Origin of the sequence: [Flexibacter] sp. ATCC 35208 (assembly GCF_001975825.1) — a bacterium.
In the GTDB taxonomy this organism is placed as follows: domain Bacteria; phylum Bacteroidota; class Bacteroidia; order Chitinophagales; family Chitinophagaceae; genus Chitinophaga.
Genome location: NZ_MTKN01000001.1, coordinates 183,856 through 210,480, shown reverse-complemented (window position 1 = coordinate 210,480; position 26,625 = coordinate 183,856). Strand labels below are relative to the sequence as shown.

Genomic DNA, 26,625 nt, shown 5'->3' with positions numbered 1-26,625 from the left:
AACAGAAAAATAAGCAATTAATTTGTGAGTACATACGTTTTGCCCTTTTGTGTCGGCAAATCATATAGTTGTGTAGTTGAAATCTGCATAGACGAAACCTTCCTGGCATCTTTTACAATCGGCTGTGCAATCTCCACTACCTCGTAAAAAGGATTCAGGTTTTCCCCATTCGCTGTCACCAAACCCTTTCCCTTCAAAGCATTCGGCACACGGATCCGGCAATTACCACCTAATGTTGACAATATCTTCAGCTTCACCACTTTCCCATCTTTCCACTCCAACGCTGTAATGGTAAATCCACCTCTCGCCCTCAATCCATTCACATGGCCCTGCTTCCACTCCGCCGGCAATGCTGGCAATAACTGTATCGCCCCATCATGGCTCTGCATCAGCATTTCCGTTATACCTGAGGTGCAACCAAAATTGCCGTCAATCTGGAAAGGTGCATGCGCATCAAACAGGTTGGTATAGGTACCACCACCATGCTCTCCTACGGGTGACAACTGGTTTCTGATCAGTTGCAATGCATGCTCACTATTCTGTAATCTCGCCCACCAGTTTACCTTCCAGCCCATACTCCAACCGGTGGATACGTCTCCCCTTTCCAGCAAAGTAGTATTTGCGGCACTATATAATTCAGGATGTCTGTAAGGAGAGATCTGGGCAGCAGGAAACAACCCATATAAATGAGAAATATGCCTGTGATGATCCTCCGGATTATCCAGGTCTTCCATCCATTCCTGCAACTGGCCATACTGCCCCACCTGCATAGGGGGCAGCTTACTTCTCACCAGCTGTAAAGTATCAGTAAAAGCAGTATCCAGTTTCAAAATATGCGCAGCACGGATCGCTGCACTCAATGCATCAAATACAATCTGGTTATCCATCGTACACCCTGCATCAAAAGATACACCCGGTCTGATCTTCGGCGCATTCTCAGGCGAAGTACCAGGATTGATCACCAGCCAGTGATGCACTGGATCCTCTACCAGGTCATCTACAAAAAACAAAGCGGCGCCCTTTATCGCAGGATATACATCCCGCAAATAAGCAGTATCACCATTGTATAAATAACGATCCCAGAGGTGCTGACTCAACCACGCTCCTCCCATACTCCACACCCCCCAGAATATTCTGTCTACAGGCCCTGTAATCCTCCACAGATCAGTGTTATGATGCGCTACCCATCCCCGCGCACCATACATAGTCCGCGCAGTATGCTGCCCTGTGACAGACAGTTCCTTCACCATTTGAATCAATGGCGTATGCATCTCCGGCAGATTATCTTTTTCTGCCGGCCAGTAATTCATTTCAGTATTGATATTGATCGTGTACTTGCTGTCCCATGGCGGCCGCATTTCCGCATTCCAGATGCCCTGCAGATTAGCAGGTTGTCCACCGGGTTGTGAACAGGAAATGAGCAGATAACGTCCAAACTGGAAATACAATGCTACAAATTGCGGATCGTAAGTATGCGCAAAGTTTTTCAACCTTACATCCGTCGGCTCTTTCGCCGCTGCCGATGTACCCAGGTCAATTGAGACCCTGCTAAAATAATGTTGATAAGCTGCTACATGCTCCTGCAATAATGCCGGAAATCCTTTTGTACTGGCTTGTTTCAGATAAGCACCGGCTTTCGCTACCGCATCCCCGCCTATATCATTGTAGTTGATATAGGCGGTCGCAATAGAGATATAGATCAACGCCGTCGTTGCGCCGCTGACTGTTATCGCCGTATCATTCGCTGTGAGTGTTCCATTGGTCACAATCTTTGAGATCCCATGGAACACGACCTTTCCTTCTACGCCTTCATGACTGTTGGTAATACCATGAATAGTCAGGGTATCGCCCCCTGCTTTGACAGGTGCATTTGGCTGTAATGTGGATAAGTATGCACTGAATGACAGACTACCTGCCTTACTGCTGCTCAGTTGTACGACAATCGCCTGCGCTGGTACGCTGGCAAAGACTTCGCGGGTATAGGTCACACCATTTACGGTATAACGTGTAGTAGCTACAGCACGGTTCAGATCCAGCTCCCTGTAATAACCGGTAAACTGGTCATGACCGGGAAAGGTTAAATTCAGATTGCCCACTGGCTGAAACATTTGCCCACTGCTGGTTTTGCATTGCATTTTTTCAGCGGCAAGGTCCTGTGCTTCTTTTTGCTTACCTTCAAAAATCAATCGCCTGATGACTGGCAATGCAGCCAAAGCATCGGGGTTGTCGTTGTTGTTCGGACTGCCTGTCCATACAGTAGATTCGTTGAGCTGAATGATTTCATGAGCAGAATTGCCATAGACCATTCCACCCAGACGACCATTGCCGACAGGTAAGGCAGCTGTCCATACATTTCCGGCTGGTTGACGATACCAGAGTTTGAGACCAGATTGCTGGGCAAAGGTTTGTAAGGCGAACAGACTGCTGAGTAGCAGAAATAGTTTTTTCATAACGCATGGATATGCGTATAAAAATAACCCATATTGTCAAAATGACAATATAAAAAGGATGAACGTCAACAATATCAAAAAGCCGCCTTCATTTTTCGCACGAAATAAAGACTGACCTTTATCTATTTAGACAATTCATCAATCAACACCACATCCCAGGGCGCCAGGTTCTTCTCTATATACAACACACCGGTTGCACTGGATAAAACCTGTTCTTCATTCAACCCATTGGCTACCTGTTTCATTACTTCTACCTGGTCTCTGTTCAATGGCTCCGGACTACCGGCCTTCGCCCATTGAAAGATGGCATTGCCATCTTCTTTTGACAAGATATCCACATTGAAACGGGCATCAGGATGCATATTTTGAATCTTGAATGAATACAATTTTGTCTCTCCCTTTGACATCAGTGCAGTCACTGCTGCCCTATCTCCTCCAGATACGCCGGTTGTCACTGTCACAGGAATATTATAAAGAATGGCGCTGATCTTCTTTGAATCTTTATGACGGGTCACGACAATGCCATCTTTATTATATAACAACTCTTCGCCCAACGCATTTAACATACGATAAGCATGGAATGCTGGTTTTGCAATACCACTGGCATTCATCAAACCCTGACCACCATGGAAAATATCTTTGAGCTCTTCAGGTCCGTCTATGAATGAACTATAGAACACCCCATTCACTAATCCCACCGCATCCACATTCTCTTTCACGATAAAAGCTGCTGCAGGCAAATCGTCACGCACAGCATCAGAAGGTATAGGGCTGGTGCTCCACCTGGTCACAAAGATTTCTGCCTGTGGAAAATTTCTGCTCACCGTATTACGCAACGCTGTCAGATCCTTTGCCGTAGCACCTAATTCCCGGGGCTTACCTGCACTGTCTGAAGGATATGGATGCGCTGTCACGAAATCAACGGCCAGTTGCTCCTGTCTGCAATAGCCCAGGAATTCATCCAGCCATGCACCCTGGGTATCGCCAGAGAGCCCGCTGGTAGCAGGCCCACCCACTTTAACTTTGGGCGCTACCGCCTTCATAGCGGTTACAGTTGTTTTGTATAAAGTAAAATATTGTGTTTTGGTTCCATCCCAGAATGTACGCAGATCCGGTTCATTCCATGTTTCGAAATACCATTTATTCACTTCCTCTTCACCATACTTGCCCACAATGTGTTTGGTAAATTCTGTCACCAGGTCATTCCATTTTGTAAAATCTGTAGGTGGCACCACCCTTGCATTCCAGCTGAACTGGGTCGCATCGCTGCCAGCGATATCTTTTGGAAAGAAGCTGAATGCAATAAATGGCTTTACCCCCGCTTTGAGTGTTTTATCAAGCAGGTCGTCTACCAGGGTCCAGTTATACAGCCCCCCGTTATACACCCCCATGTCATCGTGAAAAATGCCTGTGAAACGAGCATACTTAAAGCCACAGGCTTTGGCCGCCACCGAAAGTTGGTCCCCCCAAACGGGTCTGGAAGCATCATTGGCCCTGCCGGCACCAACCCCTTTGTTCCAGTGTGGTTCAAAGAATTTTCCAGGATTCTTAGCATCGATAATAAACGGAGGTTGTTCTTCCCATAATGCCATGCTTTTCACAGTGCCGGGCAAGACTGCACTGCCTGCTACAGTGATCAATGCCTGCTTTAAAAAATTTCTTCTTTCCATACGAATAGGGTTCTTTAGTGCTTTGGTCCCCCTGGTTGTGGCCATAGTTTTTCATGGGAATGCTGTTGGCGGCCGGGGTTCCAGTTCTATATTGCTTAATATATAATGATACTAAAGCCAATATGATATTAAATATACAGCTTTTTATTTACCACACAAGGGGCTTCACAAAATATTGGTTACTACTGTAATATGATAAATTATATTATTAAGTTATGACAGGTTAGGGCATAGAATGGTTAAAATAATATTATTAGAAATAAGGGCAGGCATTTACTAATTCAAGTACTTTCCCTTTTAAAGCAGGGTTGCCTGTCAGCAGGTGATCCGGTTCTATATCTTTGTATTCATTCAGGCCTGCCACCCCCTCTGCATTTCTACTGCCGCTTTCCGCAAAGTGCATGGCATATTGCCAGCCAGCCTGAAAAATTAACATCGTGGTGTAATTTTTGCCGCTTGTATTCGCATGAAAATTTTCTGGCAATACATGCGCCCTCATCGCTGGATGATCTTGCTTTCGCTGGTGCTGGCAGGCATCGCCCAGGTGGCCACCATGTATGACCCCATTATCTTTGGTAAAATTATCGACAATTATGCTTTGCACCCCGGAGACAGAACGGAAACCGTTTTAATCAAAGGTGTGCTGTTCTGGCTGATCATCGCTATTTCAATAGCCATGGTTGCCAGGTTAGCCCGTTCTCTGCAGGACTTTGTCATGCGCCTCATCGTACAGCGCTTTGGTATGCAGATCTTCAACGATGGCCTGAAACAAACACTACGCCTCTCTTTCCAGGAATTTGAAGAACAACGGAGCGGTGAGACGGTTGTACTATTACAAAAAGTAAGAAACGATACTGAACGGTTTTTCAACGCGTTTATCAACATCCTGTTTTCAACAGTAGTAGGTGTAGGTGTGCTCACATGGTATGCCCTGCACAAAAACTGGATGCTGGTACCTGTGTTTTTCGTAGGGGTGGGTGTGTTAGGTACACTGACAAGTGCACTGAGCAGAAAGATGAAAAAAATTCAGCGCAGCATCAACAAAGAAACCTTAAAACTTTCTGGTTCCATCACAGAATCATTGCGCAACATTGAGCTCGTTAAGAGCCTTGGGCTTACCTTTCCTGAGATCAGAAGATTGAGAACGTTTACAAAGAACATTTTCGATCTGGAAATGAAAAAAGTAAAACAGGTCAGAACACTTTCATTCCTGCAAGGTACTACACTAAACATCCTCCGGCAATCTATTCTCTTCATTTTACTCTGGCTCATCTTTCATAAAGTATTGAGTACGGGTGAACTGATTGCCATGCAATTTATATCCGCTACAATCTTCGGACCGTTACAGGAGTTGGGAAATATTATTCTCTTTTACCGGGAAGCAGAAGGCTCCTTACTGTTATTTGATCAGCTCATGCAGAAACCTGTGGAAGATAAACCTGACACACCAGTCTCTTTAGGACCACTGGAAAATATCCGCTTTGATCACATTGTATTCCGCCACCAGACAGCAGAACAGAATGCCCTGGATGATATCAGTTTTGACGCCCAACTGGGGGAAACCATTGCCTTTGTAGGCCCTTCAGGATCTGGTAAATCAACGCTGGTGAAACTATTACTCGGACTTTATCAGCCCGTATCCGGTCATATCTATTTCAACGAGGTGGCATCAGATGAAATTCATTACAACCAGCTGCGTAGACAGATTGGATTTGTATCGCAGGAGACACAGTTATTTGCAGGGACATTCAGAGACAATTTATTGTTTGTAAAACCCGATGCAACGGAAGAAGAAATGATCGAAGCCCTGCACAAGGCAGCTGCAACGCCCTTGCTCACACGCTCTTCACAAGGCCTCAATACCTTGCTGGGTGAAGGAGGACTAAAACTATCAGGTGGGGAAAAACAACGTATTTCCATCGCCCGGTCATTGATCCGGCACCCCCGGTTATTGATTTTTGACGAAGCTACATCGGCACTGGACTCGCTGACAGAAGAAGCAATTACTGAAACAGTCAGGTCTATATCGGCCAGCAGAGAGCAGTTGAACATACTCATCGCACACAGGTTATCCACAATTATGCATGCAGATACCATCTATGTACTTGAAAAAGGGAAGATCGTAGAGACAGGCACACATGACCACCTATTGACACTCAAAGGATTATACTACGCCATGTGGAGACAACAGATTGGGGAAAGGAGAGTGGTCAGTTGAGTAAAAATACTCGCGAATACTCATTATTTTTGCTAAATGACCCAAAAAAGAATATACCATATCCTATTGATTGTATCACTGTGTCTGCAAATGCCAGCTTATGCACAGTCAATCCTCATTGATTCACTACAAAACTTATTGTCCCGCAAGGACTTACCGCTGGAAGACCGGGTAACCAGCACCATGTTGATGGCGCGGATTACCGGGAATAAAGACATGAAAGCGGCCATCGTACTCAATCAGCAGGCGCTGGCCATGAGCACAGGCCTCAAAGACCTGAAATACAGGGCTAATATATTCAGCAATCTCACACAGCAATATGCGCTCGATGACAGCTTTTCATTAGCTACAAAAGCCATGGATAGCGCCTTATATCTCGCACGTAAATCGGGCGATAAACAGGCACTGGGATTAGCATATTACCGCAAAGGATGGCTCCATATCATAGAACAGCAGGAAGACAGCGCGACCCACTATTTCTTCGAAGCATTGCGGATATTGGATGGACAAAAGAAATTAACCTGTGAGCCGGCAATCTATTACTTCACTGCAGCCACCTACGGTGACTGGAATGACCTGGATGCACAGGAAAAATATGCAAGGCTATCTCTCTCCACCGCCATGCAAACCCAAAAGCCGGATGACCTGGTGAATGGATACCAGGCATTGGGCACCTACCTGGAATACAAATACAGGTCGAAGATGAATGATACCACCAAATACCTGCTTGACTCAGCATTGTATTGCAACAGAATGGCATTGCTCATCATTAAAGCGGAGAATGGAAGATTGGTAACCCGGAGTGCACCCGCTCTATTATCGCTGAACACCGCCAATATGTTTGCAGAAAACTGGCCGGAGCAAAAGGATAGTATCATGCATTACCTGTACATGGCCACTGAATATGCAAAGGCCACGGAGCAGCAGGAAATACTGGCCAATTGCTATGGTATGCTAAGTGATATTGCAGTACACGATGGCAATCTGAAAGAGGCGGAAAATTTATTACTAACCGCATTTTACACAGTAGAAAGTTATCCCGCAGGTGGTGCACAGGTAAAGTCACATATCATGCAGGCACTCGCAAATGTGGCGGAGAAACAAGGCAACACGGCAAAGGCTTTAAAGTATTACAAACAATACATTGATTACTACCAACAGGCTTTTGACAATGAAAGATTGTCTACCGCAAAACGCTTAGGCGCACAATACGAAGCGGAGAAAAAAGATAAGGAATTACAGCTATTACAACAGAAAGCATCCTTCAATAAGGAATTGAATTTTTTCTACATTTCTTTAGCTATCGCTGCTGTACTGATCCTGATCTTCTTCTTCAGATCATATCATTTCCGTCTAAGAGCCAGCTTACAAAATCAGCAATTGTTAGAACTGGAAAAACATGATGCACAATTGCAATTGAAATTGGAAGCAGAAGAAAGAGCGAGATTAGAAACAGAACAACTGCTCATGCAGGAAAGACAGGAACGATTACAAAAAGAGTTGCTGGCAGGCGCCCTGCAGGTAGAAGAAAAGAATGAATTGCTGCAATCCTTACAGAAAAAGATCACCACCATATCCGGCACAGATCCGCTCTTACGACAAATGGATCGCATCATCACTGATAGCCGGAAAATGGATGAAGAATTCGAAGCAGCAAAAGCTGATTTCAAAGAAATAGATCCCGAGTTCTTCAATCGCTTACAGCAAAAAGCAAAAGAGAACCTCACAAGATTAGATCTAAAATATTGCTCCTACATAAGAATGGGGCTCACCAACAAAGAGATTGCCTCCCGCCTGGCAGTAGAAGCGAAGAGTATCAGAATGGCACGCTACCGCTTAAAACAAAAACTAAACTTACCTAAAGAAGAAAGCCTCGACTTATTTCTTACAACACTAATTTAAGCAGCCAGCATTGAAGCTCAAGCAGCCAGCATTCAACCCTAAGCATTCCGGTTGCGCTTAATACGCTTCATTCTTTCAGCCGGCCGCTGGCCAACAAACGCCGCCAAAAAAATCGCTTTTGCCGAAGGTAAAAGCGATTTTTTTTACCCCTCCCATACAACAAACTCCCCAAACAAAAAATAGCCGCTCGCCTATACCTACCACCACAGCCGCGCCCGCCGCTCGTAAATAATATGTTAATGCTGAATACTTTAACTAGCCATTAACTGATTTAAGTAACCATCTTCCTAATATTGTCCTAACAATAAAAAGCCGCCTGAAGCTTTTTATGGATTTGTTTTCATAACGTGGAATTATTATAAACGACTGCCTTTCCAGGCAGTCGTTTTTGTTTACTACCTTTGTCCTCACTTTGAGTACGCAACAATACATAACGTTATCACAACTGGCCGCCCACATCCAGGGCACCATCAAAAACGCCTTCTCCCGTCAAAGTAGCTGGATCGTGGCCGACATCACCAGCCACTCCTTCTACCCTGCCAAAGGCTACCATTACTTTGACCTGGTCGAAAAAGATCCCCGTACCCACCAGCTCACCGCCAAAATCTCCGCTACTGCATGGGGAAACGGCAGCCTGCGGATCAGGGATTTCGAAGCCACCACCGGTCAGCGTTTTGGCAATGATATGCATGTACTGCTACAGGTACAGGTCGAATACCACGCCGTATACGGCCTCAAACTGTCCATGCTGGATATAGACCCCAGCTTCACCATCGGACAACTGGAACAACAAAAACAAGCTACCCTACAGCGCCTCGTCACCGAGTGTGGAGATATTGTGCAACTAGTACCCGAAGGCTACCTGACCCGCAATAAAAAACTCCCCCTCAGCGCTGTCATGCAAAAGATCGCCGTCATCTCCTCCCCTTCTTCTGCCGGCTACCAGGATTTCATGCACACCCTCCAGGCCAACGCCCACGGGTATATTTTCCATACGGATAATTATTTCACGACCGTTCAGGGCGAAGCCAATGCCGCACAGGTATGTGCACAACTCCAGGCAGTCGAAGATGCAGGAAAACACTACGATGCAGTAGTCATTATCAGAGGCGGCGGTGCACAAACAGATTTATTACTCTTCGATCAGTACCAGCTGGGTAAGGCAGTGGCAGGATTTCCTATCCCCGTCATCACCGGTATCGGCCACCATAAAAATGAAACCATCACGGATATGATGGCCCATACTGCCACCAAAACCCCTACCCGCGCGGCAGAACTGATCATCGCTCATAACAGGCAGTTTGAAGATGCCCTGATCAGTATCCAAAAACAACTGATCATCCGGCTCCAGCAATCCGTCGCTGGCAAACAACAACAATTGTCTGCCCTCAACAATGCAATTATCAACAGAAGCAGGGACGTAGTGATCCGGCAAAAAGAAAGCCTGATCAGGTATAACCAGTTAATACCACAGCAAGCCCGCCACCTGTTATTAAAACAACGAAACGGGATGATACAACTGTCAGCACAGGTATTATCCAAACCTAAACAATTAACGGCTTCGAGACTACAGGACCTGTCCTTCCTCCGGCAAAACATACATAGCTTCAGCCGTAAATTGCTGCAACAGCAGCAGCAAAAGCTGCAACACCACGAAACGGTCGTACGCCTCATGAGCCCAACGACCTTATTACAAAAAGGGTTTGCACTGGTATACTACCAGGGCAAACTGATTACAAATGCCACCGCCTTGCAATCAGGAGAAGACATCACCGTACAAATGGTAGATGCCTCCGTACAGGCCACTATTCATACAATTAACTCAGATGGAAACGAATCTAACATATGAAGCGGCTTATAAAGAGCTGCAACAGATAGCCAGGGAAATAGAAACGGAATCCGTTTCTGTGGATGTGCTCGCAGCAAGAGTAAAGCGGGCTTCAGAACTGATCACTTTTTGCCAGACCAGGTTACGCGCCACCGAGGCAGAAGTTGAAAACATCATCCAGCAAATGACGATCTCCCAATAAATAAATTGTTTTCGGCCGCCAGTGAGTTCGTGCAGCCCATTTTTTTCGGCGGCCTTCAGCCGCCGAAAAAAATCCCCCCGGATCTAAGAGATTTGCCGAAGGCAAATCTCTTAGATCCGGCAAATCTCATAGATCAGCCAATTTCCCCTCAAAAAAGGTAACCCTCCCCTATTCCATTTTTAAGCTCCTCCCCCTCCCCCCAACATTACCAATCCCACTCCCACCAAACATTTACCCTAAAAATTCTGTTATTCCCTTTTTAATAATTTCATTAAAAACGGGTTAAAATCAACCGCCCGTCTTTAAACCATTCCCCCCATTATTGAAATTTGCAATTATTGACTAATAAAATGCGGACAAACAGCATCACATGAAGAAGCTCTTCCTATTGGCTGTAGTAACCAGTGTACTCACATGTATACACTTAGTTGCTGTCGCCCAAACCAACTTCACCCTGGCAGCGGCTATCGATACCGCCAGAACTAACAGCCCGGTGCTTAAGGCCCAGTACATGAACATCGCCGCCGCACAAGCCGATGTCACTACAGCCAAACTCCGGCCTAATCCCAACCTGAATAACCAGACCTTACAACTGGCCAATTCTGCTCACTTCGCCCCCAATACCCGTTGGTCTTCCAACTCAAACCGACAGGTATGGTATCAGCTCACGAAACCTATTCAGTGGCCCAACCAGCGTAAGTACAAAATTGAAACAGCCTCAAAGGATGTTACAGTGGCGGACAATGAATACCAGGAAAACGTACGCAACCTCTCTCTCAACGTCGGTAACAGCTGGATCACCTGCTGGGTGCTCAAAAAGCGGCTCGCCCTCCTGCAGGACAGCAAAGGCAACCTCGATACCCTCGTTAAGATCAATGAACTGCGCTACAAAAACCAGGTGATCACTCAAACTGACCTCGCCCGTACAAAGGTGTTACAGGATCAGTACAACCTACAACTCAGCGTATTCCAGCAGGATTACATGAATGAGTTACAAAACCTGCGCCTCCTCACCGGTATCCCTTCCAGTGTGGATATCGATACCCTGAGCGATGTACAGACACTTGCCCCCGGCGCTACACTGGACAGCCTCATTGCCCAGACTATGGACAACCGCTCAGACGTCACCCTTGTCAAAAGCGCCATCGACGAGCGCAACAGCAATGTGAAATACCAGAAAACACTCGCTGTACCGCAACCTCAGTTAGGTATCATCTACAACCCGCAGAACTCTGTGCCTTACATCGGCTTCTATGCGGCCATCGATCTTCCTTTCTTTAACAGGAACCAGGGTGAGATCAAAAAAGCATACATTCAGGCACAACAGGCAAACCAGGAACTGAATACCACCCAGCGCACGATTCAGACAGAAGTAACCACCGCTTACAATACTTACCAGCTGCAAAAACAAAACCTGGCTAAGTTCAGCGGCATCCTCTCCCAGTCTCAACAGATCCTCGACAATGTAAAGTATGCTTACCTCCGCGGTGGCACCACCATCATTGACTTCCTGGATGCACAGCGTAACTGGTACGATACCCGGCTGCTGTACTACGATGGACTGCAATCTTACTATCAAAGCTATATTCAACTCTTATTCGCTACGGGCCTTATAAACCAATTATAATTATGCAACGCATTACCGGATATTTTTTAGTGGCCTCCCTCCTGCTGGCAGGATGTGGTCAGAAAGAACACAAAAAAGAAGTGACGGACGATCCCGGTCCTGCCATTACCAACAATGGACAGCAGATCACCTTCCCGGATACTGCTTCGGCCAACTTCTTCACCACCGAACCTGTAGGTGACTCTGCCCTGAGTGGTACCCTGCACGCTCCCGGCAAGGTAGCAGCAACTGTAGTCCGCTCCCAGGAAGGTACGCAAAACGTTGTGTTGTTCGATAATCCAGACCTGGAAAGTGATTATACTCAACTGGTACAACACAAGATCAATGTCAATCATATCGAAGAGATCAATATCAAGCAACGTAAAATAGAACTGGACCGTACACAGGACCTCTACGATCACGGTGCCGCCTCCGGCAAAGATCTGCTGGAAGCTAAATCCAGCCTGGCAATGGAACAAACCAACCTGGCAAACGAAAAAGCACAGCTGGTAGAACACGAATCAGGTCTGAAAGCAGGAGGCTTCGATCCTGAAATCCTCCGCACTACCGCTCCTGGCAATGCCTTCGTGATCTGCGACATCCCTGAAACACAATTGATCAACGTAACTAAAGGAACTGCCTGCACTGTTATACTATCCTCATTTCCCGATAAACCACTTGCCGGGAAAGTAGAGGCCATCGCCGATGTTGTCGACAACGTTACCCGCATGGTGAAACTGCGTATCCGGCTCTCAGCCCCGGATTCAGAGATCCGGGCGGGTATGTTTGCGATGGTAAACTTCACCGTTACTGGTGCTAACAAAACAGGTACAGGCACCATCAATGTAACAAGAGATGCCCTCATCACTGCCGAAGGTCAGAACTATGTGTTCGTAAAAACAACACCTACCACTTTCGTAAGAAAACAGGTGAGCACCGGTCTGCAGATAGGTGACCGCGTTTCAGTATATAATGGCCTTCAGAATGGCGAAAATGTGGTGATCAAAGGTGTGATGCAGCTGAAAGGTTTAAGTTTCGGATACTAATAAAACCCTTAACCACAATGTTACAAGCACAGATCTATATAGATAAAGATGAAGTTCATGGCTCCCAGCCCCTGTACGAATACATCGTACAGTTTCTGCTCAAGCAAAAGGTAGCCGGCGCTACTGCTTTTCGTGGAGTGATCGGATTTGGGGAACATCATCAGATGAAACGCCCTGACAGCATCTTCAGCTTCGATGAACCGCCTATCATGATCACCTTCATCGATGAAGAAGAAAAAGTGCTGCACACCCTGAAAGAACTGCGCAAGCGGATCACCAGTGGGTTCATCATCACTACCAAAGTAGAACGATTCCAGATTTGACCGAAATAATCCGACAATGATTCGTAACCTTTTAATATTTTCTCTAAAAAACAGGTGGGTGGTCATCCTCATGGGACTTGGCCTGATGGGTATCGGCTACTGGTGTTTTACCCAGCTCAAGATTGAAGCCTACCCGGATATTGCTGATACCAACGTTATCATCGTGGCACAGTATCCTGGCCGCGCTGCTGAAGAGGTGGAGCAACAAGTGACCATCCCCATCGAAAGAGCGCTGCAAAATACGCCAAATGTACTTGACCGCCGTAGCCGTACTATCTTCGGCCTCAGCGTTGTACAACTTACCTTCACCGATGGTACGGACGATTACTTCGCCCGCCAGCAGGTGAATGAAAGACTGGCTGCCGCCGAACTCCCGGATGGCGTAACCCCGGAACTGGCACCGCTTACTACTGCCGTTGGTGAAATCCTCCGTTATGTAGTCGAAGCACCACCCGGTTATACACCCACCGACATCCGTGACCTGCAGGATTGGGTCATCAAACCTTACCTGTTACAGGTACCCGGTATCGCGGATATCACCACTTTCGGTGGCCCGCTGAAACAGTTTCATATCTTAACCGCTCCTGATAAACTGCGTAAATACGATCTCACCTTACAGGATGTGATCGATGCCGTGCAAAAGAATAACCAGAATACAGGCGGTAACGTGATCAGCCGTGGTGAACAGGGATTTGCCGTACGTGGTCTGGGTGCTGTAAAAACAGAAGCCGACATTCGTAATATCGTACTCAAAGCAGCTAATGGTAACCCCGTATACCTGCGTGATGTAGCGACGGTTGAAGTAGCCCCACCACCACCAAGCGGTGTAATGGGCTATACTTTCAACGCTACGAAAACCAATGTGAGCAATGGTGTGGAAGGTATCATTCTGCTGCGCAGATATGAGAACCCCAGCGAAGTGTTGAAAATTCTGAAAGAAAGGATCAAGGACCTCGAAAGAGATGAACTGCCCAAAGGCGTACACCTCCGTACCCTGTATGACCGTAGCTTCCTCATCGATCACTCGCTGGAAACCGTAGGTCATACCCTGTTAGAAGGGGTCTCTATCGTAGTGATCATCCTCATCTTCTTCCTGGGTAGTCTGAGAAGTGCACTGGTAGTAGCACTCACCATTCCGTTCTCCCTCCTCTTCGCATTTATATTGATGCGGTTAACCGGTATTCCGGCGAACCTCTTATCACTCGGTGCGATCGACTTTGGTATCATCGTGGATGGGGCCTGCGTAATGGCAGAACACCTGATACGAACGTATCGAACGGCGCCACCGGAAGAAAAGAAACGGGGTATCATTGCATTGACCCTCCGCTCTTCTCAGGAAGTAGGCCGCGAGATCTTCTTCTCCGTAACCATCATCATCCTGGCTTATATGCCTATCCTGCTGATGACACGTGTAGAAGGTAAACTGTTCTCACCAATGGCGCTGACCCTGGCATTTGCAGTGATCGGCTCTATGCTGGCTGCACTCACGCTCATACCAGTACTGATCTCCTTCGCCTTTAAGAAAGCATTTAATAATACAGATAAGCCCATGAAGGAGCACAAAAATATTGTGCTGGACTTCCTGAGCAAACAGTATGGCAAACTATTAGGCAAGACCCTGAAACGTCCGAAAACAACGGTGTTGGCAGGTTTTGCTGTCGTAGTGATACTGGTATTATTCGGTGCGAACTTAGGTTCTGAATTCTTGCCGGAACTGGATGAAGGTTCTATCTTCCTCCGTGGTAACTTCCCCGCAGGTATTACCATCCAGGAAAATGCGAAGTACTCTCCAAAGATCAGGGAAGTGATCGCTAAATACCCACAGATCGCCTTCGTAATCACCCAGGCAGGCCGTAATGACGATGGTACGGATCCATTCCCAACCAACCGTAACGAAATCCTGGTAGGTCTGAAAGAATATAAACTGTGGAGCGATACCATTTCTAAAAAACAACTGGTTACTGATATCAGGCATGACCTGGAAAAAGCCATGCCTTCTGTGAAGTTCTCTTCCGGTCAGCCGATCATTGACCAGGTAATGGAAATTGTAACCGGTAGTGCGGCGGATCTCGCTATCTCTATCGTTGGTGACGACCTCACCATGATGCGTGCAAAGGCTGATACGATTGCTGATATCGTCAAACACATGCAGGGCTCTGAATCTGTGAACATTGAACAGGAAGGTCCGCAGGAGCAGATTGCGATCAATATAAACCGTGAAAACGCCGCCCGTTTCGGTATCAATGTAGCAGATATCCAGGGTATGATCGAAGCTGCGATTGGGGGTAGAACCATCTCTACATTGTACGATGGAACCAAACGTTATGACCTCGTCATCCGCTATACACCTGGTGAACGTAGTACGATCGAATCCCTGAAAAACTTACAGGTACCATCCGCTACCGGTGCATTGATTCCAATGAACCAACTGGCAGATATCAGCTATGTACAGGGTCAGACGAACATCTATCGTTACAATAGTAAACGTATGGTGACGGTGAGAACAAATATCCGTGGTCGTGACCAGGGAGGTTTTGTAAGTGAAGTCGGTCAGAAGATCGGTGCACAATTGCATATACCAAAAGGCTACTCCATTATCTATGGTGGTCAGTATGAAAACCTGGAACGTGCGGGTAAACAATTGTCCTTCACTATTCCACTCACCATCGTAATGGTGTTCTTAGTACTGTTTATCCTCTTCAGAAATATGCCGCAAACTGTTGTAACAGTAAGTTGTATCCTCTTCGCTCTGGCTGGCGGTATCGTTGCCTTGCTGATCCGTGGGTATCACTTTAACGTATCTGCAGGTGTGGGCTTCGTAAGTATCTTCGGTATCTCTGTTATGGCAGGCGTACTCCTTGTTTCGGCTATCAACCGACTCAGGGAGAAACCGGATCATACCCTGCAGGACAGCGTATTCCTGGGTGCGAAGGAGCAGTTGAGTGCACTGTTATCTATCCTGATCGTAGCGATTGCCGGTCTGATTCCGGCAGCTACCTCTTCAGGTATCGGTTCTGATGTGCAGCGTCCTTTGGCGACTGTGATCATCGGTGGTCTGACAAGTACTTTGATCTTTGCACCACTGTTAATACCACCACTGTATGCATGGGTGGAAAGAAACAGGAAAGCAAAGACAGTGAATAAGGATGATGAAGAAATAGAGTAAGTGTTAAAATGAGCAATACGGGGAACGGCCGCTTCGAAAGGAGCGGCTTTCCTTTTTAGCCCAACAAAACTTTCATGAAAGAAGGAATTCTCCAACGGGGAATGAAAACTATTTTCAGAAAAAAGCCCCTCGTATTAATACGAAGGGCTTTTCTAATTATATCCTTTAAAACTTCTTAGAACTCATTTTATAATTACCATTTAAGTATTGATTATCAATCACAAATTCCTATTTGTGAAATGAGTTCTAGTTCTTCTTCCAGAATAACCCTGAAGGCTCACTCTCCAGCTCACATTTCAAATTCGCTTTATCTCCTACCTTCTTCGTAATATCAACGCCTCCTTCTATTACATTCGCCACTGAAAAATTCTCATCTTCTACTTTAGTCACCACAATCTTACCCAGGGTCTTCTTCCGCTGCATCACCTTATCATTCACCGTAATCTCCGTCACCTCATACACCCTGAATTCATCATTCACCTTCAGACCCAGCAACGTACCTCCTGCTATCAATACCGAAGTCGCCGCACCCAGACTATTCTTATCCTCGATCTCCGCTATACTCACCGTCAGCTTAAAGTTCTCTTTCATAAACTTTTCTACCTGTGACTTCGCATCACTGATCGCTCCATCATATGCATTTTTCCCCTTACCACTCGCATTCACTGTCGTGGTAGCAATCACCTCACCACGCCCTGCATCTGTCACATTCAGTGTAAAGGAGATCTCCGCCACATTCGTATTGGTCGTACCTACAATCGGTACATTGGTCTGTCTCATCTCCATGGTCGCTTTCGCAATATTTCCGGAGATAATAAATTGAGCACCAACCACCTTGGATTGTTCAAAAGAAGTATCAGTTTGACCAACCACTGCTAAACGCTTGTTTTTCAGGAACACATCTGCCACCGCATCCTGGATAGCAGTTACATTGTTCGTATTCTGAGAAGCGTTGGACTGAAAACGGAGGATACCCACCGTAGTTTTACTCTGAGCAAAAGCCGAAGCTCCAAAAATAAAGCTGGCAAATGTGAAAATTACACTCTTCTTTGTCATGGTTCAAAAATAAGAACTTCTATTAATATGTTGACATTAAAATAAGATCACCCTATCTCCTGATCCTGCTTTACAGGCAGGATAATAGTAAATGTCGCCCCCTCTTTTTCACGGCTGTGTGCCGTAATAATTCCGTGGTGTTTTTCAATGATCTTACGCGTAACCGCAAGTCCTATGCCAGTTCCCTCATATTTGTCCTTAGTATGTAAACGTTGGAAGAGTACAAAAATTTTATCCAGGTATTTCTCATCGAACCCGATCCCATTGTCTGAAATGGTCACACAGACATATTGGCCCTCCGGATCGGCAATACTGTCAAACCGTTTTTCAGCAATCCGGCTCGCCATAATACTGATCATTGGCTGTACATCCTTGCGGGAGAACTTAAAGGCATTGCTCAGCAGGTTCTGGAATACCTGCCGGATCTGGCTGGGTACCGCCTCGATCGTGGGTAACTGCCCCACTGTCACGATAGCATTCTTTTCTTGTATCAATACCTCCAGGTCAGAGAGAATATCCCTGATTATTGTTTCCAAAGGCACCTTTTCGAAGAAATTCATCTGTGACAACCGGGAAAATCTTAACAAATCATTGATCAGATTTGTCATCCTGCTCGATGAATTGATGATCCTGTTCAGGTAATCTACCGCCTTTTCCTCCATCTGATCCTGGTACCGCTCCCTGAGCATATTTCCAAACATGTGGATCTTGCGCAAAGGTTCTTTTAGGTCATGCGATGCCACAAAGGCATATTGCTGCAACTCCGCATTGCTCGATTCCAGCTCATAATTCGCCTTTTGCAGGGCATTGGTACGTTCCTGTACCCGCTGTTCCATCAGCTCTGCCAGCATCTTCTGCTCGTGGATATCGGTATTCGTACCCACCCACAGAATCGATGCTCCATTCAGATCACGCTGTACCCGGGTACGTAACAGGAACCAGTGACATTGCCCGTCATTTCTACGGATCCGTAATTCCAGTGAAAAGTCCTGCTTATTTCGGAGGGCATTACTCCAGGTACGGGTCCATACCGGCACATCATCAGGGTGTAATATGCTTTCCCAACCGGCTTCACTGATTTTCTCAAGGGTCAGACCGGTATAGGAAGTAAACTGTTGATTCACAAAATTGATCTCGCCATTCGGCCATGCCGTCCAGAGGATCAATGGCATAGACTCTGCCAGGAAGCGTTTTTCCTCCATACTCATGACTGCCTGTTCCTCTGCTGCCCGCAAATTCGTTACGTCCAACATTGACCCCAGCATACGATAAGGAGTGGCATATTCATCCTGCAGCAGATAACCTCTGTCCAGGATATGTGCATAACTACCATCTGCCCTTAGCAAACGATACCCTTCTGACCACTGACTCTGTTTGGTATTCACCGCACGGCTAATGCTTTCCTGCACCCGCACCCTGTCATCAGGATGCACCTTCTCCATCCAGAAAGTTCGGCTGGAAGACTCTTTATCAGGACTATAACCGTAAATATTATAGAAGTTGTCACTCCACCACACAGTATTGTTGGTGAGGTTCCAGTCCCAGATAGAATCGTTGGTGGCTTTGGAAACCAGGCGGAAGCGCTCTTCACTCTGTGTGAGCTCACGGGTACGTTCCAGCACTTTATCTTCCAGTGCAGCATTCAGATTACGGAGACTTTCACGCGCCTGTATCAGTTCATTGTAGTTACGGCGTAAACGTTCTTCCCCATCTTTCTTCTCTGTCACATCAGAGCAGGTGATCACAATGCCATCCGCTGTTTTTACGGCAGACATTTCATACCAGGCTTCCTCATTGTTATGGTTCACCAATACCTCTGTATGCAATACCGAACCATCCTGTACTACCTGCACATATTTCTCAAATAATCCCTGCTGCATCAGTTGCGGCATAGATTGTTTCATAGAAGGCGCATTAAGCGCAAGTACATCATGGCCCAGCAAATTCGCAGCTGCACTATTAGATGTCAGCAACCGGAAATCGGATACATTTCCATTATTACCCAGCACAACCTTAAAGGCCATGATCAGACTGGTACTGGCATTGAATACACCTTTCAACAGCATATCCAGCTCCTTGATGGCCGTGATATCCACAAAGGTGATCACTACGCCATCGGTCTGTTTATCCTGCCTGATATAAGGCATTATTTTCATCAGGTGCATATTGCCATTACTCAGCACCATTTCCTTCTCTAAAATATTTTTATTGCGTATGACCGCATTGATATCATCAAGTAAACTATCCTGCTGGATATTCGTAGAGATATGACTGATAGGCCGCCCAATATCAGCAGGGATCAGGTTGATCATCTTCACTGCCGCTGGATTGAACTTGCGGATCTGCATCCGGCCATCCACAAATACCTGACCAATGTCGGTACTGCGGAAGTAGTTGTCCATATCATCATTCAGCTCCATCAGCTCTTTGATTTTGAGCTGGTGTTCTGTATTCAAAGTATGCAACTCCTCATTGAGTGATTGCAACTCTTCATTGCTGGATTGTAATTCTTCATTGGCAGAGAGCAACTCTTCATTACTGCTTTGCAGTTCTTCGTTGGAAGTCTCCAAACCTTCAATGGCCATCTGCAAATTCGTACGCGTCTCACCCAGCTCCGCTTCCAGCGACATGATATGTTCATTCACACCTGCAGGGTAAGTCTGTTCCTCTTTCTGCTCTGATAACAATGCCGCTCTTTCCGGTTCTTCACCAAATACAATGAGGGTATATTGTCCATTACCAGTATCAGGTTTAATCAACAGATTCACTAACCGGAGCCCCTCTTTTGTATTCAGTTTAATGCCTCTCAGCGTTGCTTTCTGCGTAGTTTTCCATGCCTGTCGCAATGCCATGTTCAATACCATGGACAAGTCATTGGGCACCATTTTTAGCAGATTCAGGTTCAGCTTTTTATCAGGCAGAGAAAGGAATTTTTTATAGTTACCAGTCGCTTCTCTGATCTCATAATTCTTGTCAATGTACACCGCTGCATAACCATATTCTTCCGATAGCACATTTCTGAAGTCATCTGCAAGATCCATCGCCAGTCGCTTCTCCTGTCCTAACAAACTTCCTGCATTCGGACGCATTTCTCTTGACTGACGAATGTATTCAAGTGGACTATACAGATTATCCGGTGGTGCAGAACGGGCTGCATCCGTCTTACGATAGAGTTTCCATTTTGCATTGATTTCTTCCAGTCCACTTCTGATCAATGCCGCAGATTCGCTGGTACCTAAAAATAAATAACCTCCTGTATTCAATGCAAAATGCAGTGACGCCAATACCTGTCTTTGCAGCACATTGTCCATATAAATGAGCATGTTCCTGCAACTCACCACATCATTCTTTATGAATGGTGGATCTTTCAGAATATTATGTCTGGCAAACACAATTTGTTTACGCAGTCGTGATACAATCTGGTAATGCTTTTCTTCCTTCAGAAAATATTTCTTCACCACCACCGGCTCCACGTCTTTCAGTACAGCAGCAGGATACACACCTTTGGCAGCATACTCTATGGCATTGCTGTCGATATCTGTTGCAAAGATCTTCACATCCAGCCACTTGCCTTTCTTTTGTAGCATCTGGTCTACCAGGATAGCCATTGAGTAAGCTTCCTCTCCGGTGCTACAGGCAGTGACCCATATTTTCAGAATAGCGCCTTCCTCTTTACTATCGATCAACTTGTCTAATACCTGATCTCTCAGTACTTCAAAAGCGGTCGTATCCCTGAAGAAACGGGTAACCCCGATCAGGAAATCTTTGGCTAATAACTTACTTTCTTCAGGATTCTGCCTGAGCAATGCCAGGTATTCTTCTAACGTCTTGTAGTTGAACTGCGCCATGCGTTTTGCAATACGGCGCGTAATAGTAGGAGACTTGTAATGATGGAAATCCTGACCGCTGTTTTCCTGTACCAGTTTGAATACTTCCGGCAACAGGTGTTCTTCAATTTTACCATTGAAAACATGCAGCGGCAGGTCCTGTATATAATTGAAAATCTCGCCCGGCATAAATTCCGGTGCGAGTATATAATCTATATTGTCTGAGGCGATGGCGCTGCGTGGCATACCATCGAACTTGGCGGATTCAGGATCCTGTACCATCACCATTCCTCCTGCTTTCTTGATAGCTCCTGCACCACGTGTACCATCAGTACCCGTACCAGAGAGGATGATGCAAATGGCCTCACGGCCCTTATCTTTTGCCAGTGAAAATAAGAAGGTATCGATGGCTGTATTCGGCGCTTTCTCAACAGGTTTCTGCATCAGCCGCAGCCTGCCTTTTTCAATGATGATGTCTCTGTTGTTTGGAATCACATATACGCAATCGTTATCCACCGGCATATCTTCCTCTACCTCACGTACCTGCATGTGGGTATGCTTGGAGACCAGCTCCACCAACAGGCTCTTATAGTCCGATGACAGATGCTGTATAATCACGAATGATAGATTGCCGTACTCCGGCATGTTATCGAAAAATTCATGAATTGCTTCCAGTCCACCGGCAGATGCCCCTATGGCCACTATGTAATTCGCTTTCTTCATCTAAAGGTTTTATACCATAAACAAATGATGGGCCGGAAAGCCTCAGTCCATTGCCTTTACTATGTACTCCAATATAAAATTGCGCAGGTGTTCCGCCATGGTCAATTCCGTCTCCCGCCATGGCAGAGCGGTATTCCGTACCTGTTGCTGCCAGGTACTAAAAGAGTTTCGGGGGTGGTATTGTATATTATCTTTTTCGAAATGGATCGCTTCATCCGGGTTACCTCCCCACTTTACCTCCCTGATTACCTCCGGACGGAACAGTACCAAAAAGTCCCCTTTTTGTGGTTGTATGCTGATGACCAGTATTCCACTGGCGTATTTAGCATAGCTCACGAAAGGTTCATAGACTGCCGGCAGACTCAGTTCCTGGTACACACTTTTCTCCGCTGTACTCTGGATCCAGAGCAACAGATCTTTGAGCGCATGCTTATCAGGCACAGTACCTATGCTTTCCATCCTTTTATTAAATACCATGGCGGCGCCGGTGGCATCAAAGAGCTGAAGTACATTGGCCGCAGTCCCCAACAAACCAGTTAGCAGGTCGTTGGTAATGTATACCTGTTCTACCAGCCTGGTCTGAATGTCATGCAGATCGGCATATTCATCGCTCTCTTCCTTATATTGAAGAGATAGGATACGCGCCGAAATGATGTCCGAAAGCAGTTCAAAAAGCGCCCTCCCTTCATATGGCAGGTAGAACGGGGTACGGTGATGACAGGAAAACAGTCCCCATAGCTGCCCGTCTTTTAATATACGACAAGACATGGAAGTCATGATTTCCATGTTCTTCATATATTCCAGGTGCACGGCAGGTACAGAGCGCAGGTTGCAACCAGACAGATCTGTAAATGCATTCGTGAGGGGGTTGATGATAGGATACAGGCTCACCGGCTCATAATCTCTGTTGGGAATAAGGCGGTAAGGGTTTTTGATGTACATGGCCCTTGCCTGCTTTGGAATATCAGAAGCAGGGAAAGTCAACCCCAGGTACTTTTCCATTTCCGGTACAGCATCCTCTGCCAGCACAGTACCATTCCAGTTGTTGTCGAACTGGTATACCATCACTTTATCGTAACCGGATAACGCTTTCAGCTGCGAAGCGGCTATCTGGCAGGCTTCCGCAATAGAGGAAGCCTGCCAGATAGCCGCCATGGCATATTTGAGTTGCTGATAAATAGTAATAAACGAGTTTTGGGTAGTAGGCGTGCTCTGTGCCTCCATTTCCAGTATCACGGATTCACCGTTTACCTGCATCAGTACCAGGTAGTCTTTATTTGAAAAAGACAAAGTAAACGGCACCGTTTCAACGATACCTTCATGCACTCTCTTTTGCAATTGTTCCAGCTGGCTGGCAGGTATATACCTGGACAGTAACGTATTCACAACTTCTGCAGGTGGCAGCTCCAGCGCTTCTACGATATTCTCACTCACCTGCACGATTTTGTAATCACTCCTTTGCAGTATGATCAATATTCCATAGGGTTGTATCAGGTTAATCTGATGTAAAGGAACACTACCACAAAAGGTGGAGTCGTAGTTCTTCGTTTGCATAAAGACAGGTTATCCGTATTTGATTAAGTTGAAATGGATCAGGCGTTGGCTTGCGCCCAAACTTTGAATAGCCTGAAGGTATTGGCAGCGGTTTCCACTAGCCGTATTTTTTGTTCATCTGTTCCGTGGTATCCTTCGAGGTAGAGTACGAAGCTGTCCCATTTAGCGCGGGATTCTTCACCATAACCGTTAAAAAAAGATAACGCCTTTGTAATTTCCGGCAATGGGAGGTTTCGTTGTATAATCTGACAAATGACCTGTCCGCCCAGGGTGGAGCCTTCCAGTACATACATAGCACCAAGCGCCTGTCCGTTATCATTAATTTCTGGAATATCGGTACAGGTAGGTGGAGGATCCAGTGGAGAACCGTTGATCACGTTGATATCCTGCAATAACAACGCAGCCTTGCGACGGTTATCAAATCCACCGGGGAAGGATGTATCAATATGCGCCGCAATGTATTGTTCCAGCGGATAATAATATCCGTAAAACAATTGCAGTATCCTGATGTATGCCTCAGGGGAATTTACTTGCTTAATCAGCGGGATCAGGGTCCTTTCCAGGTCCTGATGGAGTGCTGCTGTTCTTTCTCTTAACTGTTCAATCATTATCTGGTATATATGACAATGATTAAAAGTACTATGAATATTGATTTGCCGCGTGTGGAATTAATTCTACGGCAATTGCACCACTGTAAACCAATAGGTATGCAGCATGCGGGTAAATGAGACCAGGTCTGAGAAATTGGATGGCTTGATGGTATAACTATTCACCCCCAATTCATAGCATTTCGAAATATCCTTTGCTTCAGTAGAAGTAGTCAGAATAATGATGGGCAGCCACTTAAGATTTGCATGTTCTTTAATTTCACGTAATGCTTCCCTACCGTCTTTACGCGGCATGTTCAGGTCAAGTAAAATAATACTTGGGAAAGGATATTTTTCTTCGTCCGCATATTTTCCCTGCCTGTTCAGGTAATACATTAATTCTTCTCCATTCTCAACAAAACGCAATTCAGTTTCAGTCCCACTCTCCTCAAAAGCCACTTTTATAAGCTCCCGGTCGTCTGCGTCGTCATCAGCAACCAGTATACATTTTCTGGTACGTTGCGCCTTCTTGATCATCCAGATTTAAATTTGACGGATAAAATTACTTAAATATTGTTGGATATTAACAAGAATGCACAGAATAAGGCTTTTTATTGACAAAATTCTCAGAATAGTGCCTACCACCCCGTTAAAACAGGGTGGTAGGACTTGATACTTTTTAAAGAGATCTATGCTTGTGTAGTTTTTTGGGAGTTAACAAACAGCAATTTGATAAGGAAGCTTCACAAATGTACGCCTGTTCTCATTTGTAGACAGATCGGATCGGGAAAAGAAAATACGCGATCGGGAAAAAATGAGCGTTATTTTGTGTGCAATCTATCCTCAATCATACCGGAAAATGAGGTCGGCCCCATGTGTATCAACGGCGTTACCGTTGTTGCAACACCCGTTCTTCCGGACCCAGCCAGATAACCCAAAGCTGCTGCTATACAGGTCTCATTTGCATCTCCGAAATCATGCGTCACATCGTCACTGGCAGCAATATCAGGAGTCATACCCTGAAAATAATCACCATCACCATTTGCATTCTGCATATAGAAGTTTGACATGTAAACTGTATAGGCGTCGATTTTAACACCAAAGAAACCCACTGGCTTTCCATAGGTTTGACTACCTACCAGCTTCACCGTCAGGTAAGGTTTTAAACTGTTGATCACGAGTTCACTCGCAGAAGCAGTATTGCCACTTACGATGAAAACGACCTGCTTCACACTGTTCAAACTCCCTGCCTTACTGAATTTGTAAGTGTTACCACTTACTGAATAATCCAGGTCAGCATAGGTAGCTGTATGACCATTATATTGAACAGTATTACCATTGGCATCCAGGTAAGTCTGTTGTTTTAAGATTGTTGCTTTACCATCCTGTAGCAGTTGATTGAAGTATTCAGTATACATCACCTTATCTTTCAGAGAAGAAGGTGCAATGAGGTTTACCAGCTCTTCAGCAGTAGTCGTATACCCACCACCATTATATCGTAAGTCGATGATGAGTGAGGTCACACCAGCGGCTGCAAACTTGCTGAATGCATTTTCCAGCGGCGTCTGCGAACTGGACAATACTGAGAAACGGCTATAGGCCAGGTATCCCACTTTGGAAGCGCCGGCGGTCAGGACAGTATCCTTCATCACCGGATTTGTTGAATAATTTGATTTGGTCAGATTCACAGTACCCGTCGTTCCATTATTGTCCTCAATAGTCATGGATATTGAATTGCTGTTGAGAGCAGATTCAATAAAGGAAGTATTGGAAGTAGATACAGCAGTACCATTGATCTGTGTAACCTTGAAACCTCTCTGTAACCCGGCCAGTGCTGCAGGAGAATTGGGATTCACATAGCGAATGCGGATGTCGGTGCTTGCGCTGAGGCTCAGACCGAAATCGTCCCCTTTGTCCGTCAGAGAAACAGTAGCCAGCCGGTTAGTGCCGGTTAGCGAAACACTTCCACGGCGGCCACCAGTGAGTGAACCGTCGTCAATAAAGGAATATTTTGGCGTACCGGCATAGCCAGAGTACTCATATGAGTAGCCGGTACTGGGGTTGGTTTTTAATTGGGTAATGACATACAGCTCCTTCTCATAATTAGTCAATACACTACTGCCGGTAGCATACTGACGCGGATTGAAGGTAGTATAGTCAGGCAAAGCATCGTACCACAGGTATATCTGTTTTGCATAGAGATAGATGGAGTCGAGCGTAAATTGCTCACGGGTGCCTTCTGTTGGAGATACGGGTGTTTCAGTATCAGTATCGTGGTCCTTGCGACAGGCTACGAATACAGTGGCACAGGATAGGAGTGCAATAAGGATGGGTTGTTTCACCAGAGTGGATTTTAAGGGAATTTACAAAAAAAACAACATTTTTGACGTTTTTAACAGCGCTACCCCAAAGACAACAGCTTCCTCCGTTGGCGGAAGCTATTGTCTTTGGGCCTTTTAAAACATAA

At 45.9% G+C, this 26,625-nt stretch carries 17 protein-coding genes; 8 read left to right on the top strand and 9 right to left on the bottom strand.

The features are described 5' to 3' along the window. Positions 1-17 precede the first annotated feature (17 nt). The 3 genes from BW716_RS00820 to BW716_RS00810 form a co-directional block, all read right to left on the bottom strand. Positions 18-2,450 (bottom strand): glycoside hydrolase N-terminal domain-containing protein, encoded by a 2,433-nt coding sequence (locus BW716_RS00820; RefSeq protein WP_083720199.1) that lies wholly within the window; start codon positions 2,448-2,450, stop codon positions 18-20. 122 nt (positions 2,451-2,572) lie between these two features. Beyond that, a complete protein-coding gene (locus tag BW716_RS00815) occupies positions 2,573-4,120 on the bottom strand; it encodes a glycosyl hydrolase (protein WP_179090949.1) in 1,548 nt (515 codons plus the stop codon). A gap of 253 nt (positions 4,121-4,373) precedes the next feature. Then, the gene (locus BW716_RS00810; RefSeq protein ID WP_083720197.1) at positions 4,374-4,556 is read right to left on the bottom strand and encodes a hypothetical protein; all 183 of its coding nucleotides are present in this window, start codon (positions 4,554-4,556) and stop codon (positions 4,374-4,376) included. Positions 4,557-4,586: 30 nt separating this feature from the next. Here BW716_RS00810 and BW716_RS00805 point away from each other — a divergent pair, with 30 nt between their 5' ends. From BW716_RS00805 to BW716_RS00770, 8 genes are all read left to right on the top strand, one after another. Next, a complete protein-coding gene (locus BW716_RS00805) occupies positions 4,587-6,338 on the top strand; it encodes an ABC transporter ATP-binding protein (protein WP_083720196.1) in 1,752 nt (583 codons plus the stop codon). Positions 6,339-6,374: 36 nt separating this feature from the next. After that, positions 6,375-8,240 carry a LuxR C-terminal-related transcriptional regulator gene (locus tag BW716_RS00800; RefSeq protein WP_083720195.1) on the top strand — a complete coding sequence of 622 codons (1,866 nt, stop codon included), beginning with the start codon at positions 6,375-6,377 and terminating at the stop codon, positions 8,238-8,240. 412 nt (positions 8,241-8,652) lie between these two features. Then, positions 8,653-10,089 (top strand): exodeoxyribonuclease VII large subunit, encoded by a 1,437-nt coding sequence (gene xseA / locus BW716_RS00795; protein WP_083720194.1) that lies wholly within the window; start codon positions 8,653-8,655, stop codon positions 10,087-10,089. Beyond that, complete coding sequence (gene xseB, locus BW716_RS00790; protein ID WP_083720193.1) at positions 10,067-10,270, top strand: exodeoxyribonuclease VII small subunit; 204 nt, start codon at positions 10,067-10,069, stop codon at positions 10,268-10,270. Before xseA ends, xseB begins: the two co-directional genes overlap by 23 nt. Positions 10,271-10,640: 370 nt before the next feature. Then, entirely contained in the window at positions 10,641-11,897 is a 1,257-nt protein-coding gene (locus tag BW716_RS00785) for a TolC family protein (RefSeq protein WP_083720192.1), read from the top strand. Positions 11,898-11,899: 2 nt separating this feature from the next. Beyond that, positions 11,900-12,922, top strand: coding sequence for an efflux RND transporter periplasmic adaptor subunit (locus tag BW716_RS00780; protein ID WP_083720191.1), 1,023 nt, complete (start codon positions 11,900-11,902; stop codon positions 12,920-12,922). A 17-nt stretch (positions 12,923-12,939) separates the two neighbouring features. Further along, a complete protein-coding gene (locus tag BW716_RS00775) occupies positions 12,940-13,245 on the top strand; it encodes a DUF190 domain-containing protein (protein WP_083720190.1) in 306 nt (101 codons plus the stop codon). A gap of 16 nt (positions 13,246-13,261) precedes the next feature. Continuing rightward, a complete protein-coding gene (locus tag BW716_RS00770; RefSeq protein ID WP_083720189.1) occupies positions 13,262-16,411 on the top strand; it encodes an efflux RND transporter permease subunit in 3,150 nt (1,049 codons plus the stop codon). 246 nt (positions 16,412-16,657) lie between these two features. On the opposite strand, the gene BW716_RS00765 is transcribed toward BW716_RS00770, so the two are convergent. The 6 genes from BW716_RS00765 to BW716_RS37580 all read right to left on the bottom strand — a co-directional run bounded on the left by BW716_RS00765 (position 16,658) and on the right by BW716_RS37580 (position 26,500). Beyond that, positions 16,658-17,467: a hypothetical protein gene (locus BW716_RS00765; RefSeq protein WP_083720188.1), complete on the bottom strand. Its 810-nt coding sequence runs from the start codon at positions 17,465-17,467 to the stop codon at positions 16,658-16,660. A 47-nt stretch (positions 17,468-17,514) separates the two neighbouring features. Next, positions 17,515-22,017 carry a CheR family methyltransferase gene (locus BW716_RS00760; RefSeq protein ID WP_083720187.1) on the bottom strand — a complete coding sequence of 1,501 codons (4,503 nt, stop codon included), beginning with the start codon at positions 22,015-22,017 and terminating at the stop codon, positions 17,515-17,517. Between the two features lie 42 nt (positions 22,018-22,059). Further along, positions 22,060-23,571, bottom strand: coding sequence for a GAF domain-containing protein (locus BW716_RS00755; RefSeq protein WP_083720186.1), 1,512 nt, complete (start codon positions 23,569-23,571; stop codon positions 22,060-22,062). Between the two features lie 38 nt (positions 23,572-23,609). Further along, positions 23,610-24,179 (bottom strand): biliverdin-producing heme oxygenase, encoded by a 570-nt coding sequence (locus tag BW716_RS00750; RefSeq protein ID WP_083720185.1) that lies wholly within the window; start codon positions 24,177-24,179, stop codon positions 23,610-23,612. A 66-nt stretch (positions 24,180-24,245) separates the two neighbouring features. After that, positions 24,246-24,695 (bottom strand): response regulator, encoded by a 450-nt coding sequence (locus BW716_RS00745; RefSeq protein ID WP_083720184.1) that lies wholly within the window; start codon positions 24,693-24,695, stop codon positions 24,246-24,248. 284 nt (positions 24,696-24,979) lie between these two features. Next, on the bottom strand, positions 24,980-26,500 hold the full coding sequence (locus BW716_RS37580; RefSeq protein WP_220388692.1) for a S41 family peptidase: 1,521 nt from the start codon (positions 26,498-26,500) through the stop codon (positions 24,980-24,982). Positions 26,501-26,625 lie beyond the last annotated feature (125 nt).